Raw genomic sequence first — 16,440 nt, 5'->3', positions numbered from 1 at the left:
GGCGGCAGCAGATTCTGCGCACGAACGCCTGTGGCCCCCGGGCATCGTCGGGGGCCACAGGCGTGTTTCTGGTGGTGTACTCGACTGGCGGTCAGGCGTTCTGGTCGGCCTTGTCGAGGATCAGGTACTGCGCGGAGATCTGCTGGTCGACGTCCTTCTTGTTGTCGAGGCCGTTGGCTTCGCCGACGTAGCGGCCCTTGACGACCATGCAGTAGTCCGCGGTGCCGTTGTAGGTGTCCTTGGTGACGCAGGTGGCGTTCGGGAGGCCCTGCGGCGCCGGGGCGGCGGTGAAGCCCTGGGAGGTGAGGTCGTTGGTGAACTCCTCAAGGATCTTTTGGGCGCCGGCGTCGTCCTTGGCGCGGTAGACGGTGGTCTTGGCGACGGCGTTGTGCTCGGAGCCGGTCTCGCTCAGCACCCGGTAGGTCACCGGCGGGTTGGTCGAGCGGTGCGACATCCCGCGCGGCCCGTAGACGGCCATGTCGTCGCCGAGCTGGGCCTGTGCGTCCTCCTCCGGGATCGCGTAGATGAGGATCTTGTCCTGGTCGACCATGGGCAGCTCGGGAGCCTTGCCGCCGTTCTGGTCCTTGGTCGGGGTGGCGGGGAACTTGTCGATCAGCGGCCCCTGCAGACTCAGCGCCTTCGCGACCGCCTGGGCGGTCCAGTCCTTCTGCGCGGCCGGGGCCTTCGCGAAGGTGTAGATCAGGTAGTCGCCGTGCGGAGTCAGGGCGTTGACGGACACTTCGGGACCGGCCGCGAAGCTGTTCTCCCTGGTGGAGACGAGGGTGTTGGGCAAGATGTCGATCGTCTCCGGCTTGTGGATGCCGGCGCCGTCGTCGACGGTGGTGATCTCGGTGTGGATCTCGCGGGCGGCCGCGGCGGCCGCCTCCGGGGTGCCGAATCGCATCACCGCGTGCACGACCGAGCGGGACGGGTCGTTGATATTCGGAGTGTTGATCGTGGCAGTGCTGACATGGCCGTAGAGCATGTTGTGGTTCGCAGCGATCTCGCCGGCCGGGCTGCTGATGACCACGCCGAGGTTCTTGCCGCTACGCATCACCATCGTCGGCTTCTTCCCCACGGTCAGCTCCGGATCGATCTCGAAGGGGACAACCGTGAACTCGGCCAACCGCTGGCCCTCGACCTCGACCATCTTGTCCGGGGTGGCGCGGCTGTATTCGGGGGCCGGGCTGGTCGGGTAGCTGCCGGTATCGAGTGCTGCCAGATCCATAGCCGGGGCGGCGTCGCCACCGGACTTAGCCGTCGGCTCGGCGTCGGTGCTGCTGCACCCGGCCAACAGCACGCCCGCGCAGAGCACTGCCGCCGCCCGCGGCATCCATGTCGTCGTCCGCACCTTCGTGCTCCTCTCGTCGTCCCCACGAACTGCGTGTGCGTTCTGGCGGGGGTGATGTCACCAAGTTGGATGCCCCGGGACAGCAAGAGGTTCCCGCGCCGGCCGTGAATGTGTCCGGCGTCACATCATGGAGAAGCGGAATGTGACCTGCGCGCTCGCGTGGGCGGCGGACCGCGTTACTGTCTCATCCGCGCCGGGCACCTACCGGGGAACGCACTGGGGATTGGGGGGATCGATCGTGGACGATGCACGGCAACAGGACACCGCCGACGGTGCCGCGTCTGCGCGGCAGCGCGCGGACACGTTGCTGGCGTCGATCACCGGCAAGATCCTGCGGCCGTTCGGCTACGACGAGCTCAGCGACCTTGCCGAGCAACGTGTTTCCGGTCTCGAACAGATCCGCTCGGTGGTCGTGGTCGGCGAGGTCAAGCGCGGCAAGAGTTCCCTGGTCAACGCGCTGGTCGGGTGGCGTGATGCGTCTCCGGTCGGCGTGGATGTGACGACGTCGACGACGATCGCGCTATCCGAGGCCACCGACGACCAGCCCGGCGGTACCGCGCAGCTGTTGTTCCCGGACCGCGCCGAGCAGATCCCCCACGGCGAACTCGCCGACTGGGTCTCCTGCGAGGGCGTCCACGTCACCGACGTCCGTATCGACGAGCTCCCGACGCGAGCGGTCGTCCCGGTTGCCGGTAGCCGCCTCGGTGACGTCACGGTGATCGACACCCCCGGTGTCGGCGGCCTGGACCAGTCGTATGCGGGGTTGGCGGCGTCGTCGGCGGCCCAAGCCTGCGTGCTGGTCGTGGTGTGTGATGCGACCACCCCGATCACGGCACCGGAGATGGAATTCGTGCGCGCGACCGGGTCGGCGGTCGAGGCGCTGATCCTGGTGGTCACCAAGACCGACAAGAACGTGCGCCGGTGGAAGCCGATCGTCGAGGAGAACCGGGCGCTGCTGCGCAAGCACATCGGTCGCGAGGTTCCGGTGCTCGGAGTCTCGAGCCTGCGTGCGGTCCTCGCCGCCGAGATGCCGCCCGGACCGGACCGCGACCGCGCCGAGGAGCTCTCCGGCATCACCGAACTACGCAGGCTGATCGGTGCGAAGCTCGCTCGGGCGGAGGACCTTCCGGCCGCCAACGGGCTGCGGACCGCGGTGGAGGGACTACGCACCCTCGAAGCGGACATGACCAGGCAGATCAGTGCTATCACCGACAGCGCCCATGCCATCCCGGACCTGACCGCGCAGCTCGAGGAACTGCAAAACCTCAAGGACCACTCCCAGCAGTGGGAGCAGTACCTGCAGCGGGACCTCACGCTCATCCGGCAGAACGCCACCGACGACCTCGAACGCAGCCTCGACCAGATCCGCGAGAAGTGGACCACCCGGATCAACAAGAACGGGATGGCCGTGCTGCGCAAGAACCCGCAGCACTTCACCGCCGAAATGGAACGCGACTTCCAGGCGGCGATGGCCGGCTCCCTCTCGGTGTTCCTCGACCAACTCCACACCCAGATCGTCCAACCGCGCTTCGACTCCGAAGTCGTATGGAACGAGATCTACCAGCAGGTCGTGGCCACCCTGTCGAACCGCACACTCGACACCCACCAGGTCACCGGCAAACGCCAAGGGCTGCTGGATCCGTCGATGCTCACCATGGGTGTGATGGGCTCATCGATGCTCGGTGGCCTGATCGGAGTGAGCACCGTCGTCGGTGTCGGCGCCGTCGTCGGTATCGCCTGGGTCGGGTTTAACCTCGGGTTCAAGGCCATGCGCGCGGGCAAGACGAACCTGCTCGCCTGGCAGCGCGAGACGATCGCCACCACCAAGACCACCACCGCGCGGATGCTCGAATCGGCGCTCGCGTTGGCCCGCCCGGAGATCGTCATCCGCTACCGCGACCACCTCAAGACCTCGATCGAGCACCTGCAGAAGCAGATCAGCGAGGCCGAGGAGATCGCCCGGTCCGACAAGCAGACCCGGGAGAAGAAACTCACCAGGCTGGAGGGGAACCGGAAGGTGGTCGCCGGCAACATCACCCGCGCCGAAGCACTGATCGCCGAACTCGCCGGCGCCCCGACCGCACCCGCACCGGTCGTGGGAGGTGGGGATCGATGACCACGATCACCCCGATGACACCTCCCCTCGATCCCGTCCGCGCGAGCCTGGACCGGGCCCTGCACGCCCTCGCCGCGCTGGGACCGGACCTCGTCGGGCACGCCAACAGAATCGGCGCGATCCTGTGGTCGCCGCCCCGGATCGTGATCGTCGGCCGCCTCAAGGCCGGCAAATCCACCCTCGTCAACGCGCTGATCGGGGCGCCGGTCGCCGAAACCGCCGCGCTCGAGGCCACCAACGTCGTCGCCGTCTACCAGGACGGCGCCCCCGCCCGCGCCGAAATGGTGCTCCTCGACGGCAGCCGCCTGCCCGTCGACACCGTCCGCGGGCAGGTCACCGCGCTGCCGACACCACCGGAACAGGTTGCCTACCTGCACCGCTGGTTGCCGTCGGCGGCGATCCGCGATCACACCCTCGTCGACACCCCCGGACTGGCGACACTGACCGCGGAGAACGAGGCCCGCACCCGCCGCGCGCTGATCGACGGGTTCGCCCAGACCCGCGCCGCGTCCGTCGACGCCGACGCGGCGGTGTTCCTGTTCGACTCCACCCCCCGCGCCGACGAGATCGATTTCCTCAAGCAGCTCGGGTTCACCCCGCTGACCACGCTCGGGGTGCTCTCCCGCGCCGACGGGTTCGGGGAAGGCGCATTGGGGTCCCGGGATCCGCTCGAGCACGCCACCGAGCACGCGGCCAAGCTCGCCACCCGATTGCAAGACCTGGTGATGACGGTGCTGCCGGTCGCCGGTCTACTCGCGGAAACCTCTCACACCGGCTCCCTGACGGAGAACGACGCCCGCGCGCTGGCCGCCCTCGGTGGGATCGCCCCGCTGGACTTGATCGATCTGCTCGACTCCGATGCCCCCGCCGCGGTGCCGGCGGCGGTGCGGGGCCGACTGCTCGATCTGCTCGGCGAGTACGGCACCATCCACGGCCGCGCGGTCGCCGCCCGCGGCGCGGCCGCGCTCAACGAGTGGCTCGTCGCCGCCTCCGGTGTGCCGCGCCTGCGCAGCGTCCTGGCCCACCACCTGGGCGCGTTCGCGGCCGTGCATCGGGCCAGCCGGATCATCGGCGAACTCGACCAACTCGCCTACACCCACCCCGCCCGAGACCAGATCCGCGCCATCACCGACGCCCTGCGATCGGACCCCGCCATGCACACGGTGGTGCTGTTCGAGCATCTCAAGGCCATGCTCGACGCCGACCCCATCTCCCTCGTCACCGCCGAGCTGCGGCGCCTGGTCGAACAACCCACCCTCGCAGGCAAGCTCGGGCTGCCACCGGATGCCACCGCCGAACAGATCCGCACGCAAGCCCACCAGCGCCGATCCTGGGCACAGACCCAGGCCCTGTCGACGATGACCGCCGCGGAAGACGCCGCCCTCGTCACCATCATCAACACCTACAGCCGAGTCCTGGGATGAGGATGGACCCGGCGGCGTACCTGGAAACCGGGAGGCGCGTGACCTGCTAGCCAAGGACGACTCCACCGCGGCCTTGCCATCGAATCCCAACGCCAGCCGGCATGTTTCCGGTCTACCGGTCGGCTGCCTGTTCACCGGGCGTAAACTCAGATCAAGAGTGGTGTGGGATTCTAGGCGCACAATGAACACCGCCAAAGGCATGTGCTGCGCCACAGGAGTTCTGCTGGTTTCGCTCCTGGTTGCGTGCTCGACGGCACCCCCCGGCAGAATTGAACCTCAGTCGGAGCCAGCAGTGTTTCGGGTGAATCGCGGGGCGGGCCCACGTGAGCTTCCACCGATCCCGAAAGCAACGAAAGGAACTCCGGCCGGCGCCGAAGTCACACTGGACGGGTTGTGGGCTGGCTACGCGTCCACGACCGACCCGTCCAGGGTCAGGTGTTCAGTCGACCCGACGAACGGAAGGCGCGAATACACCGTCACCTCGCAAGCGGTGGAAGATTTCCGCGGATCCGAGAACTTTCCCCGCGAGGACTACTACACGGTCCTGGTCTCCGTCGAAGACAAGGATTCGCACGGTGACGATGAGGGCGAACCCGCCGTCGCGGTGGTGATCATGTTCGCCGATGAAACGGGCACCCTCGTCCAGATGTTCAACCCGGACAGCGACAGCGTCGCAGTGCATTCGAGCGACGATGACCGTGTCATCGACTTCTCGATGATCAATGCCGCCCAGAGTGACCGCAACTCTGGATCACCGACCACTGCCGTAGGAACCATCAGCTGCCCGCAATAGACCGAACCCGAGGATGGCACGAGTCGGGACACGTCTATCGACGTACCTCCAGCCTCGCGCCCGTGATGTCCAATCGGAGTGAGGGCCAACCCGCATCCTCTACTATCCACCGTAGTAGCCATTGGTCACTAGGGGGGCACATGCCGGTCAGCACTACGCTGGCGCAGTACAGCGACTTCGCGTACGCGTCCGCGTTTACCATATACGTTCTTGCGCTGGGTCTTTCGGCCTTCGACTTTGCGGGCTCATCGGTTCGCCGCAACGCCGCAGCGGACGCCCAGGTGCGGGTCGTGGTCGCTGTCGGCGCGTCAGCGTCGGACGCGCCGGGGCGGATTGCGGCCGCGGACGGCAACCGCCCGCCCAGCGAGCGAGCTGGACGTGCCGCCATCGCCGTGACGCTCGTTGCTCTGACACTGAATGTTGCAGCGATCGTATTGCGGGGCCTGGCTGCCGATCGGTGGCCACTAGGCAACCTGTACGAGTACGCACTGTTCCTGTGCGCGGCGACCGTGTCGTGTTGGTTGGTCGCGGTGCGGCAGTATCCGATTCGCAACCTGACGGTCTTCGTCCTTGCGCCGGTGGTCGTACTCCTGTTCATCGCAGCAGCGGTGATGTACAACGACGCCGCTCCCCTGGTGCCGGCGCTGCGCTCCTACTGGATCGCAATCCACGTCACGATCATCGTGTCCGCGTGCGGGATCCTCACCTTCGCCAGCACAGCGAGCCTGCTACATGTCGTCGCTGCCCACGGGCGCACGCGATCCCGCCGACCGCTAGCGTGGGTCGCCGACCGACTTCCATCCGCGGATCTACTCGATCGGGTCGCCTACTGCACCACTATCGTCGGCTTCCCGCTGTACACCATTGGGGTCATCTGTGGCGCGATCTGGGCCGAAGCCGCATGGGGGCGCTTCTGGGGCTGGGACCCGAAGGAGACCGTTTCCTTCATCGCGTGGGTGCTCTACGCCGCCTACCTACACGCCCGCGCTACCAGCGGATGGGGGAGCCTTCGCGCATCGTGGATCAACGTCGCGGCCCTCGCAACCACACTGTTCAACATGTTCGCCATCAACTTCGTCGTCTCGGGCCTTCACTCCTACGCAGGCCTCAACTAGCGGTCAGTGGACTCGGCGCCCGCATCGGGCAAGCGGGACGCGACTGTCGCCGACTGACACCATGCGTCAGCTCTCGCAATCAGAATGGGCTTCACGCGACCGATCCAGTCCAGCTTGCGCGGGCCGCGCTTGTTCTGCCGGCGGGTGACGACATAGGCGAGGAGGTCATGGTCCAGTTCGCCTCGCCCGAACCGCCGGAAGGCTGGAAATCATCCGGATTTGTGTGATCTGGAGCCGTCCTTAAGCGTGATCACCAACTGGTCAATCTATCCAATTCGCATGCAGCCCTGAACGAACCGTCATTGGTGAATACGCTGGTGACGTTGGAATGGCCAGATTGCGCCGGAGCCACTCAGTGAGGCAAGGCGATCGACTCAGCCTTGGCCCACGGTCGCGAGCTGACTACGCAGCCAGGCCCGATACTCGTCGTCAGACCAGCCACATTCGAGAGCGAAGTGCTGGTATGCCGCCGAATCGGTGACGAATGCCAGGACATCGGCAACCCTGCCCTCCTGCCCGGCGGCGGCGAGGCCGTGTGCGGTGAACCATCCTGCTGCCTTCTGTAGTTCGATCCTTCGTTTGCGTTCGAGCTCTCCCAGCCGATGAGCCACGGTGGTGTCGATCGCTGCGGCGGCGTGGGTGACAGTCCACAGCTGCGCGGATCGGGCGTGTGCTTCGGTGAGGAAGGCGGCTGCGGCATCGAGGGCGCGGTCGGCGTTCGGGTCGGTGAACGCAGCGCTCAGGTCTTCGGTATCGAGAACCGACCCGCCGCCGGTGAATTCACGCATCACGACGTCGAGGAGGAGTGTGCCTTTCGTGCCGGCCGCGTGGACGGTCGCTGCTGCGACGCCGGCGCGTTCGGCGATGTCCGCGACGGTCGTGGCCACGAATCCGCGGATGGTGAACAGGTCTCGGGCAGCATCGAGGATCTGCGCGCGAGTGCCGGCGGCGCGGGTGGCGCGCCGAGTTGTGTCGTAACGGCGTGGCATGTGACCTCACTTTGGATATAGTCGACTATATCGAAATGGGGGTAGAGATGGCTCGTTACTTGTTGTGCGCCACCCCGGCAGGGGGCCACGTGTACCCGGTGTTGCAGGTCGCATCCGGTCTGAAGGAGCGGGGGCACGATGTCACGGTTCTCACCGGATCGCGGTTCCGTTCGGCGGTCGAAGGGGCAGGGATCACCTTCCAGTCCCTGACTGGTGACGCGGACATCAACGATCGCGAACCCGATTCCTTCCTGCCTGACCGAGATCGCTACCGCGGGCTGCGACTGGCTCAGTATCAGTTGCGCAGAATGTTCATCGACCCTGTCCCGACCCAGGCGCAGGACGTCGCTGACGCCGTCCAGAAGATCGATGCCGATGCTGTGATCGTCGATTCCATGTTCCTCGGCGCCCTGCCCATGCTCCGCAGACCGGAACGAGTGCCCGTCGTCGCCTTGGGCGTCTCCCCACTGTCAATGCCAGGACCTGATGTCCCACCATACAATTCCGGGCTTGTACCTGTCCCGGGCCTGTTCGGTCGCATTCGCAACCGTGCCCTCAATTCGGTCACCGCCTTCGCCTTCCGGGGCCTCGACCGCGCAACCGATCATGCGGTCCGGTCCGTGGCCGGACAGGGACTGGACGGCGGACTCTTCGGAATCGCGCGGCACTACGACCGCTACCTGCACCTGGGACCGGCCGAGTTCGAGTACCCTCGCAGCGACCTCCCACCGAGCTTCCGATTCGTTGGTCCCCTCGGGCTCGATCCCGCTCCGGACTCGGTAGATCTGCCGGACTGGTGGCCCGAACTTAAGAGTCGCCGAGTCGTCCACGTTACTCAAGGAACAGCCGCCAATGCCGACCTTTCAACGCTGATTCGCCCGACGATCGACGCACTTGCCGATACCGATCTGCTCGTCGTCGTGACGACCGGTGGTGAACCAGTCGAACGCCTCGGAGTGCTTCCAAGCAATGTTCGCGCAGCAGAGTTCATCCCACACACAGCACTGTTCGCGCACGTCGATGTTTTCGTCACGAACGGTGGGTACGGTGGAGTGACGAACGCCCTCGGTCACGGCATTCCTGTCGTAATCGCCCCCGGCGGCGAAGACAAACGCGAGGTCGCCGCGCACATTCGCTACTTCGACGTGGGGATCGACCTACGCCACGAACACCCAGCCGTCGACGAGATACGCGCGGCTGTCCGTCGGGTTCTCGACGAGCCCCGATACCGCAAGGCGGCAGAGGCCATCGCACGGGCGTGCATTCGGTATCGGGCGCATGAGACGATCGCCGACGAACTGGCCAGAGCAGCCTCCGAACAGCGAGCTCGCTGACCCAACTGGAGCTTCCAGATCACTACGCCCCTGGCTGGCTTAAGCCAGAGAGCCAGCACGTACGTTCACCCGCACGGCTGCGTCCCCTGCAAAACCGATCGACTGTGATCGGGCGGGAACCTTTTGCGCGTGCTGCGCATCTAACTACGAGAACCGTGAAGTCCTCGCCGCCCCGGCGAGACCGTGGAAGGACCGAAGATGACCTCGACTCGCGTGTGCCACTGCCTCATACCGTCTCTGTCCCGGGTCGGCGTGAAGGGCGGCCGCTGATGTCGTCGCGTGAGTGGGTGCTCGGCATCGACTTCGGCACCTCCAACACCGCCGCCGCACACACCGGACCGGTGTCCGGGACGGTCGAGGCGCTGCAACTGAGCCACAACCGCACCACGATGTCGTCGGCGGTGTTCGTCGAATCTCCGGACCGTATCGCGGTCGGAGACGTGGCCACCGACCGCGCCGAAGCCAACCCGGCCGCCTACATGCCGTCCCCGAAGCGGGTCGTCGCGCAGGGCATGGTCAACGTCAACGGCTACGACCTGCCCGCCTCGGTGCCGGTCGCGGCGGTGCTCGACTCGGTGATGACGCGCGCGACCGGCGCCCACGGCGGCAAAGCGCCGGCAGAGCTGGTGCTCACCCACCCCGAGGCGTGGTCGCCGCGCGAGATCCAGGTGCTGCTCGACGCCGCCGCCAACCTCGGGCTCGACGCCTCGAAGATCCGGACCGTGTCCGAGCCGCGTGCCGCCGCCCACTACTACACGCGGGCGAACACCCTCGCCCCGGGAGCGAAGATCGCGGTGTTCGACTTCGGTGGCGGCACCCTCGACATCGCCGTCCTCGAGGCCAACGAGGCCGGCACCTTCGACGTCGTCGCCGCCCGCGGCGACAACGGGCTCGGCGGCAAGAACCTCGACGCCTACCTGCGGCGGTGGGTCGACCAGCAGCTCGACGTCCGCGACCCGGACCTGCTCGACTATCTGCGCCGTCAGGCGCCGATGGACATCCGGTACGCGCTCGACGACTCCATCCGCCGCGCCAAGGAACTGCTGTCGGAGGCACCGTCGGCGACGATCACCGTCACCGGCGGCGATGGGCGCACCGAGAAGTTCCAGATCACCCGAGAGGAGTTCGAGGAGCTGATCACCCCGACCCTGGACAAGGCGGTGAACCTGACCGGGGCCACGTTCGCCGACGCCCGCATCGCCGACCCGAGCCAGCTCGAGGCGCTGTACCTGACCGGAGGCTCGTCCCGGATCCCACTCGTGCACGAGCGGCTCGCCGAACTCGGGCCGATCGCCACGCTCGACGACCCGAAAACCGTCGTCGCCCAGGGCGCACTCGCCGCGGCCGCCCCGATCGTGCGCGGCCTCGGCGCCACACCCACACCCACGCCGGTGGCGGCCCCAGCGCCAGCACCGGTGCCTGCGCCAGCTCCGGCATCGGCACCGGCGGATACCCGACAGTTCCCCGCACCCGCCGCGCCCGAGACCTCGCAGCCGTGGAATCCGCAGCGCCCCACCGGTAACCCGACTCCCGCCCCGGCTGCACCCGCGTGGCAGCAGCCCGCCCCCGGGGACGGCGCTCCGGCGAAGACCATGACCGGGAAGAAGTGGACGGTCATCGCGGCCGCGGCGCTGACCGTCGTGGCCGCCGGCGCCATCGGTGTCGTCGCGCTCACCGGCGGTGAGGACACCCCCACCGACCCCGCCGCGGCCGCGGGAGGACCGACCACTACCGCCACCGGCGGCGACGCCGCATCGGCGGCGTCCTCCGGCGGTGGTGACGCGGTCTCACTGCCGACGACGAAAGACGCTGTGGTGGCGGCGATGCCGCCGGCGCTGCGCAGCGAGCTCGAACCCTGTAAGTCCGTCGGGGAAACCGAGAACGGTGGCATGAAGGTGCAGTGTCCGATCAAGAAGGGTAGCCCTCTGACCGCTGGCATTGTCGACGGCGACTTTTCGTCGATCATCGTCTCGGTCGACCCCCGTGAGGCGAAGCAGACTGTGGTCGGGTACCGGCAGGGATTCGGAACCAACACCGCTTACGCGGACAACGTCCTCGTCGAGAACACCGCCCGCACCGCGGCCGCCCACATCGAAGGCCCCCACTCCGACAACACCTACTCGGTCTTCTACGCCAACGGTGCCACCGGGGTGATGGCGCACTTCGGCGACGGCGTGGGCCTCGACGGCGCCAAGGCGTTCCTGACCCGCTCCGGATTGATCAACTGACACGGCGCCACGTCGCCGTAAACACAGGAGCCCCTCTCGGGCCGAGCTGGTTTTGAACGCCGCATCGCTTGGACTCGATGTTTGTCGGAGATGCTCTAGATGAGCTCCCACTCTGGAGAAGGCCGATCCAGGCCCCATGCCAGACTCGACTCCGTTGTGCGGCACATGACGCCGACACGATAGGTGTCGTCGCCGGACTGCAGTTCGCCGAGCGCCAACCCCGCTCCGGCCAGTGCGCCATCCACTGCGCGCAGGATCGCCGGCACGTATTCACCGCGCTCGAGGTCGGCCCCGGCCGCTTCCCTGGCGGCGGACTCGACGGCAGCGACAACCGCGCGGTCCTTCCCGAAAGCTTCCAACCGACGCGCCACGAACTGCGATATCTGTCCGGGCCACTCCTCGCCGGACCAGTCGACCGGCAAGAGAATCCCGTCCTGGATCAACGCATCCACCACATCGTCCACATCGGGCAGGATCCCCAGCTCAGCCGGCGAAAGAAAGTACGCCATATCGCTCACGCGGCCAGCATACGTATGGGCATCCGCGCCGCCGGCGGGGATTCGCTCGACCTTCGTCACGTCAATGTGGACCATGTGGCCAGGCCGTCGGGCGATGATCTTGCGTGGTTCCCGGTTGGCTTCGCCAGTGGGGTCAATGAACCGTCTGCGGTTCAGGCCTAACGCTGCAAGGTGCCGCGACACTGTCCGGCGACTGACAACGATGCCTTCGATCTGTAGCTCGAAGGCGATCCTGGCGGCCGACCACGTGTAGGTGCGGCGGAGATCCTCGATCCTGACGACGACCGCGGTGTCGGTGGCGGTGGGCTGATGGTGTGGCGTTGAGCACCGGTCTGAGAGCGGGGCGTTGCTATGCGTCATTTGAGCACTCGCCCGAATCAGATTCGGGCTCTGCCGCGTTGCGTGAAGGTGGTGCGTCAGCGACGGCATTGAGTGCGTCGAGGATCGTCGCTTCCTCGAACGTGAAGTGTTCGCGCAGTCGGGCAACCAGGCCGTGAAGCGTGACGCGCAGCTCACGCGGATCACTTGCTCCTGGCGTGTACCCCTCGAGCAGGTCACGGATAGAGGTGTTGATCTCGGCTACCACGACATGCTCGGCACGGAGTTGCTCCAGTGTCGGCGCGAGTGCGGGAAACGCCTCCGCCACCATCGGGAACGCGCCGAAGTCCTCGCCCGTGTGGTGTCGTTCGAGCGCTCCGCAGAAGGCGATGCACCGCTCGCGCATTTGGGCATGGAGCGTTCGTGGCGGCAGTGTCACCAGTGTGGTGGTGTCTGTCGTTGCGATCAGCGTGTCGACCTGCGCGAGGACGAGATCCATTTCCGCGGACAGCCATTGGTGCACTTCTTTGAGGAAGTCTCCCATCCCGCGTACCCGGTCGAGCCCATCGCGAGCTGGGAGGGGCTGGACCTCTACCAGGGGAATCACGCGGGATGTCATCTGCTGGTAATCGCCGTAGCCGGGATGCCGGCACACCACCTCGTCCCAGAAGCGATCGCGAACCGCACCGGATAGTACGGACGCGATCGCCGGGTAGATTTCGGGACCAACCTCAACGCTCACCACCGGATGCGCCCGAAGATTGTGCAGCCACGCTGGATTACAGTCCGCACCGCCAGCAGAAGCGACGACCACGCGTGTGCCGTCGATGTCCACGTAGCCCAGCGGAGTGGTGCGACGGCGCCGGGTCCGTGCGCCCACGGTGTTCAGCAGAAGCAGGGACGAGCCCTGGAAGGGGCCACCAACGATGCCTGCGTTCGCGCGGAACTCGTCGACGATGCGTTGCTGAAAGTCGTTGGCAGATGAGGGTGAATCGAGTTCGTGCATTCGAGCTTCCTTTTGTCCGCTCGCGCTGGACTCCGCACCGCCAAGCCTCGCGACCGCACGTGATATCTGGCTGTCGCGAGTTGGCCGGCGCATACCAGCAACGAAAGAGAGCACAGTGACAGCGCCGTCGAACTTCCTCAGCGGACAAATGTAGGCCTGAGGCATCGATCTCGCGCGGCGGATGTCTGGCTCCTCGTCCGCCCTCTAACTCGGACACACTGCATATGGCAGGGACACGAACACCCGGGTCAGCATCTTGCCATCGATAGCCGGAGCAGATCAACAGATGTCAACAACGTCCTGTCCCGCAACATCTCGGGCCGGGTCACCTCGCCGGTCAGCTCTCAGCCGGATGTGTCGTGAGCTGGTGTTTCGCTGATTCCCGGTCGTCGGCAGAAACAATTTCGCTGTCGCCGGGAACCTTTCGGGTCGTCCACTGCATCCAACTACCAACAGCCGATGCAGGCGTGCCGATGACAACAGTGAGGACGAGACGATGAGCAACCCCGACCAGTACACCGATGAAGACGCCGCCGAATACATGGCCAAGCTCAACGACATCGCCAACGACCCCGATCTGACCGTCACGGAGAAGCTCGACGAAATCGACAAGGCCAAGAACGAGGAGCTCAGCGAACTCGGCCTCGGCACCACCGCAGACGCCGACACCACCACCGGCGCCGAGGAATCCGCCACCGCCACCGGCGCGACCACCGCGACCGAGACCGCACCGGCCGGCGAGTCGTCGGCGACCGCGGACGTCGTCGGTGATCCCGCGACCGCGAGCTACTCTTCCGCACCGGCCGCTGGAACCGTCGCTCCGGAAGCCGGGATCCCCGCCCAGGCAGTCGAGGATCCCGCAGCCGCGTCGGCGCCCGCGTCGGATCTGAATCCCGCGGTCGGTGTCTACGGCAACGTCGACTACTTGTCCCCCCGTGACGTCGACGGTGATGGTCGCGTCGATCTCGCGCACTCGCGGGTCGACGGCGTCGACACGATCACCCACTATGGCGAGGACGGCAGCATCACCCTCGTCGAGCAGGACATGGACCACAACGGCACGTACGAGACGGCCGCCGCGGTCCGCCCCGACGGCACGATCCGGATCGCCGAGGACACCGACGACGACGGCCAGGTCGACCTCGCCACCTACTACGATCCGACCACCGCCCAGCGCGTCCGCCAGGACGAGTTCGACGGCGCCGGACGCATCACCGCCAGCAAGTTCGACAGTGACGGTGACGGCGAACCGGATGTCTTCCTGATCGACACCGACGGCGACGGACGTTTCGACACCGCGGACCTCGACACCGACGCGGACAACATCACCAACGACACCCTCGTCGACACCGATGGGGATGGGCGCTTCGACCTCAGCCTCTCCGACGCCGATGGTGACGGAAGCCAGGAGACCTACCGGACCGCCGCCACCTCGGGTGACGGGGCACTCGGCGACATCAGCACCTACGAGTCACTGATCCCCGCCGACGACAGCTACCACACCCAGGCCGGCACCGACGCTTACGAGCCGCCGGTCGTCGACGAGGTCCCCGGCGACCTCGTCTGACGGGCGACACACGCTTTTCCCGCGTCGCACGCACCGCACGCTCTCGCCGCCGGTGCGTGCGACAACGGGGATCTTGACCGCCGCCGCAATTTCACGCAACGCGACTCACCCACGATCTGAGGAGTGTTCGACTATGGACGACTTCGACCAGGATCTGGCCGCCCACGCTTGGTCCGGCGGCGAGCCCACCGCGGTGATCGACGAACCTGCTGTCTTCGACGACCTCGTCCCGGCCTGCTCCGATCTCGCCGCCGTTATCGAGGCTGAACCCGCGCCGGCACTCCCCGACGCCGACACCACCGGTGAGGCGTTCGGAATGCTGGACCTCGCTGCCGCAGGTGAGGCGTTCGACGACATCCCGGACCTCACTGCCGCGGATCCGGAATCCGACGTCGCCACGGCCGACGATGATGGCGTGCACGGCAATCCGGCCGCGTGGACGCTGAACTGGTTCTACCAGCAGATCAACGGATACTGCGGGCCGTCAGCGGTCGGGCAGATCGTCGCCCAGTACACCGGCGCATTCATCACCGATCCACAGGAGCTGGTCGACCGCGCCGTCGAACTCGGGTTGATGGGCGACCCGAGCGAGGGCATGACCTTGCCGAACATCGAGAAGCTGCTCGAGGACCAGGGAGTGCCGTGCAGTCTGACCAGCAGCTCGCTCGACGACCTGCGGGCCAAGCTGGACGCCGGGTACGGGGTGATCGCGATGGTCGACTCCGGGGAGATCTGGCAGCCCGACCAGGAAACCGACGACGACGATCTCCCCGACCACGTCCTCGTCGTCGCCGGCATCGACGACGAGCGCGGGGTGGTGATCCTCTCGGATCCCGGTGTCCCCAATGGTGATCAGCTCGAGGTGCCGATCGAACAGTTCGACGACGCCTGGGCCGACTCCGGGCACCAGATGGTGGTCACCGATGCCCCCGACGCGGCGCTGCTCGACACACCCGCCGCCACCACGGCGCCGAGCAGCCCATCCGCGATCATCCGCGTGTAGTCGCCCGAGCGATCGGACCAGGCACAATGGTCACGGAAAGCAGGACTGTGACTTCGAGCAACGCGCCGACAACCTGCCCGGCCACACGAACACGACCGAGAACGAGGTGAGCGATGGACGCGGACGAGTCACTGCTGACGACGCTGGGGATGGCAGACGCGATGCCGCCTCTGCCCGACGACGTGTGGGAACGTGCCCTGTCGATCGCGCTCGACCCCACCACCCCGGACGCCGACGCCGACCTCGTACCCGATATGGACGACATCCCTGTCGTGCCCGACGAGAGCGGGATCTTCCCCGACGATGACGGCGAGATCGTCCTCGACGACGACATCGACGCCCCCGTGCTCGGCGACGATGGGGGCGAGCCCGGCGACCTCCACGGCGACACCGACGCCCAGGACCTCGACGAGGCCGGCGACATCGACATCGACTCGGCATTCTTCGACCAGGCCGCCACCGCTGACGACGTCACGACCGGGGACCTGCCCGACCTCGGCCTCGACGACACCGCCTTCGGCGACGGCGACCTGTACTAAGCCCCGACGCCGCGATCATCCGCCTGTGGCCAGGGAGAAGGGATGTCACCGACGGTGGTCGGTGACGCTTCGGTGCTGCCGGGTACGATCCCCCACGGCGCATCAGGGGGCATGTGCTGACAGAACGAGAAAACCTGGG

At 66.7% G+C, this 16,440-nt stretch carries 12 protein-coding genes and 1 pseudogene; 9 read left to right on the top strand and 4 right to left on the bottom strand.

Annotation, left to right across the window (positions count from 1 at the left end):
• Positions 1-91: 91 nt before the first annotated feature.
• Entirely contained in the window at positions 92-1,351 is a 1,260-nt protein-coding gene (locus ABTV10_RS25345; protein WP_499035636.1) for a DUF7373 family lipoprotein, read from the bottom strand.
• Positions 1,352-1,589: 238 nt separating this feature from the next.
• On the opposite strand from ABTV10_RS25345, the gene ABTV10_RS25340 reads away from it, so the two are divergent.
• From ABTV10_RS25340 to ccsB, 4 genes are all read left to right on the top strand, one after another.
• Complete coding sequence (locus ABTV10_RS25340; protein ID WP_499035634.1) at positions 1,590-3,467, top strand: dynamin family protein; 1,878 nt, start codon at positions 1,590-1,592, stop codon at positions 3,465-3,467.
• On the top strand, positions 3,464-4,891 hold the full coding sequence (locus ABTV10_RS25335) for a GTPase (RefSeq protein ID WP_499035633.1): 1,428 nt from the start codon (positions 3,464-3,466) through the stop codon (positions 4,889-4,891). Before ABTV10_RS25340 ends, ABTV10_RS25335 begins: the two co-directional genes overlap by 4 nt.
• A 292-nt stretch (positions 4,892-5,183) precedes the next feature.
• The gene (locus tag ABTV10_RS25330; protein ID WP_499035632.1) at positions 5,184-5,684 is read left to right on the top strand and encodes a hypothetical protein; all 501 of its coding nucleotides are present in this window, start codon (positions 5,184-5,186) and stop codon (positions 5,682-5,684) included.
• A gap of 140 nt (positions 5,685-5,824) precedes the next feature.
• A complete protein-coding gene (gene ccsB, locus ABTV10_RS25325) occupies positions 5,825-6,799 on the top strand; it encodes a c-type cytochrome biogenesis protein CcsB (protein WP_499035630.1) in 975 nt (324 codons plus the stop codon).
• Positions 6,800-7,173: 374 nt separating this feature from the next.
• On the opposite strand, the gene ABTV10_RS25320 is transcribed toward ccsB, so the two are convergent.
• The gene (locus ABTV10_RS25320) at positions 7,174-7,788 is read right to left on the bottom strand and encodes a TetR/AcrR family transcriptional regulator (protein WP_499035628.1); all 615 of its coding nucleotides are present in this window, start codon (positions 7,786-7,788) and stop codon (positions 7,174-7,176) included.
• An 89-nt stretch (positions 7,789-7,877) separates the two neighbouring features.
• On the opposite strand from ABTV10_RS25320, the gene ABTV10_RS25315 reads away from it, so the two are divergent.
• On the top strand, positions 7,878-9,122 hold the full coding sequence (locus ABTV10_RS25315; protein WP_499035626.1) for a nucleotide disphospho-sugar-binding domain-containing protein: 1,245 nt from the start codon (positions 7,878-7,880) through the stop codon (positions 9,120-9,122).
• 269 nt (positions 9,123-9,391) lie between these two features.
• The gene (locus tag ABTV10_RS25310; protein ID WP_499035625.1) at positions 9,392-11,350 is read left to right on the top strand and encodes an Hsp70 family protein; all 1,959 of its coding nucleotides are present in this window, start codon (positions 9,392-9,394) and stop codon (positions 11,348-11,350) included.
• Between the two features lie 164 nt (positions 11,351-11,514).
• Here the strand turns inward: ABTV10_RS25310 and ABTV10_RS25305 are convergent.
• Positions 11,515-12,207: pseudogene (locus tag ABTV10_RS25305) on the bottom strand (DUF6630 family protein); the annotation flags it as partial.
• 10 nt (positions 12,208-12,217) lie between these two features.
• Positions 12,218-13,192: a nitroreductase/quinone reductase family protein gene (locus tag ABTV10_RS25300; RefSeq protein ID WP_499035624.1), complete on the bottom strand. Its 975-nt coding sequence runs from the start codon at positions 13,190-13,192 to the stop codon at positions 12,218-12,220.
• Between the two features lie 496 nt (positions 13,193-13,688).
• Here ABTV10_RS25300 and ABTV10_RS25295 point away from each other — a divergent pair, with 496 nt between their 5' ends.
• The 3 genes from ABTV10_RS25295 (at position 13,689) to ABTV10_RS25285 (ending at position 16,301) form a co-directional block, all read left to right on the top strand.
• On the top strand, positions 13,689-14,759 hold the full coding sequence (locus ABTV10_RS25295; RefSeq protein ID WP_499035622.1) for a hypothetical protein: 1,071 nt from the start codon (positions 13,689-13,691) through the stop codon (positions 14,757-14,759).
• A gap of 133 nt (positions 14,760-14,892) precedes the next feature.
• Positions 14,893-15,762 carry a C39 family peptidase gene (locus ABTV10_RS25290; RefSeq protein WP_499035621.1) on the top strand — a complete coding sequence of 290 codons (870 nt, stop codon included), beginning with the start codon at positions 14,893-14,895 and terminating at the stop codon, positions 15,760-15,762.
• A gap of 113 nt (positions 15,763-15,875) precedes the next feature.
• Entirely contained in the window at positions 15,876-16,301 is a 426-nt protein-coding gene (locus ABTV10_RS25285; RefSeq protein ID WP_499035620.1) for a hypothetical protein, read from the top strand.
• Positions 16,302-16,440 lie beyond the last annotated feature (139 nt).

Origin of the sequence: Paraburkholderia sp. RHO2, assembly GCF_050955445.1 — a bacterium.
Classification (GTDB): Bacteria; Actinomycetota; Actinomycetes; order Mycobacteriales; family Mycobacteriaceae; genus Prescottella; species Prescottella agglutinans_A.
Note: the sequence above shows the minus strand (reverse complement) of the source record. Positions and strands in the feature narration are given on the sequence as shown.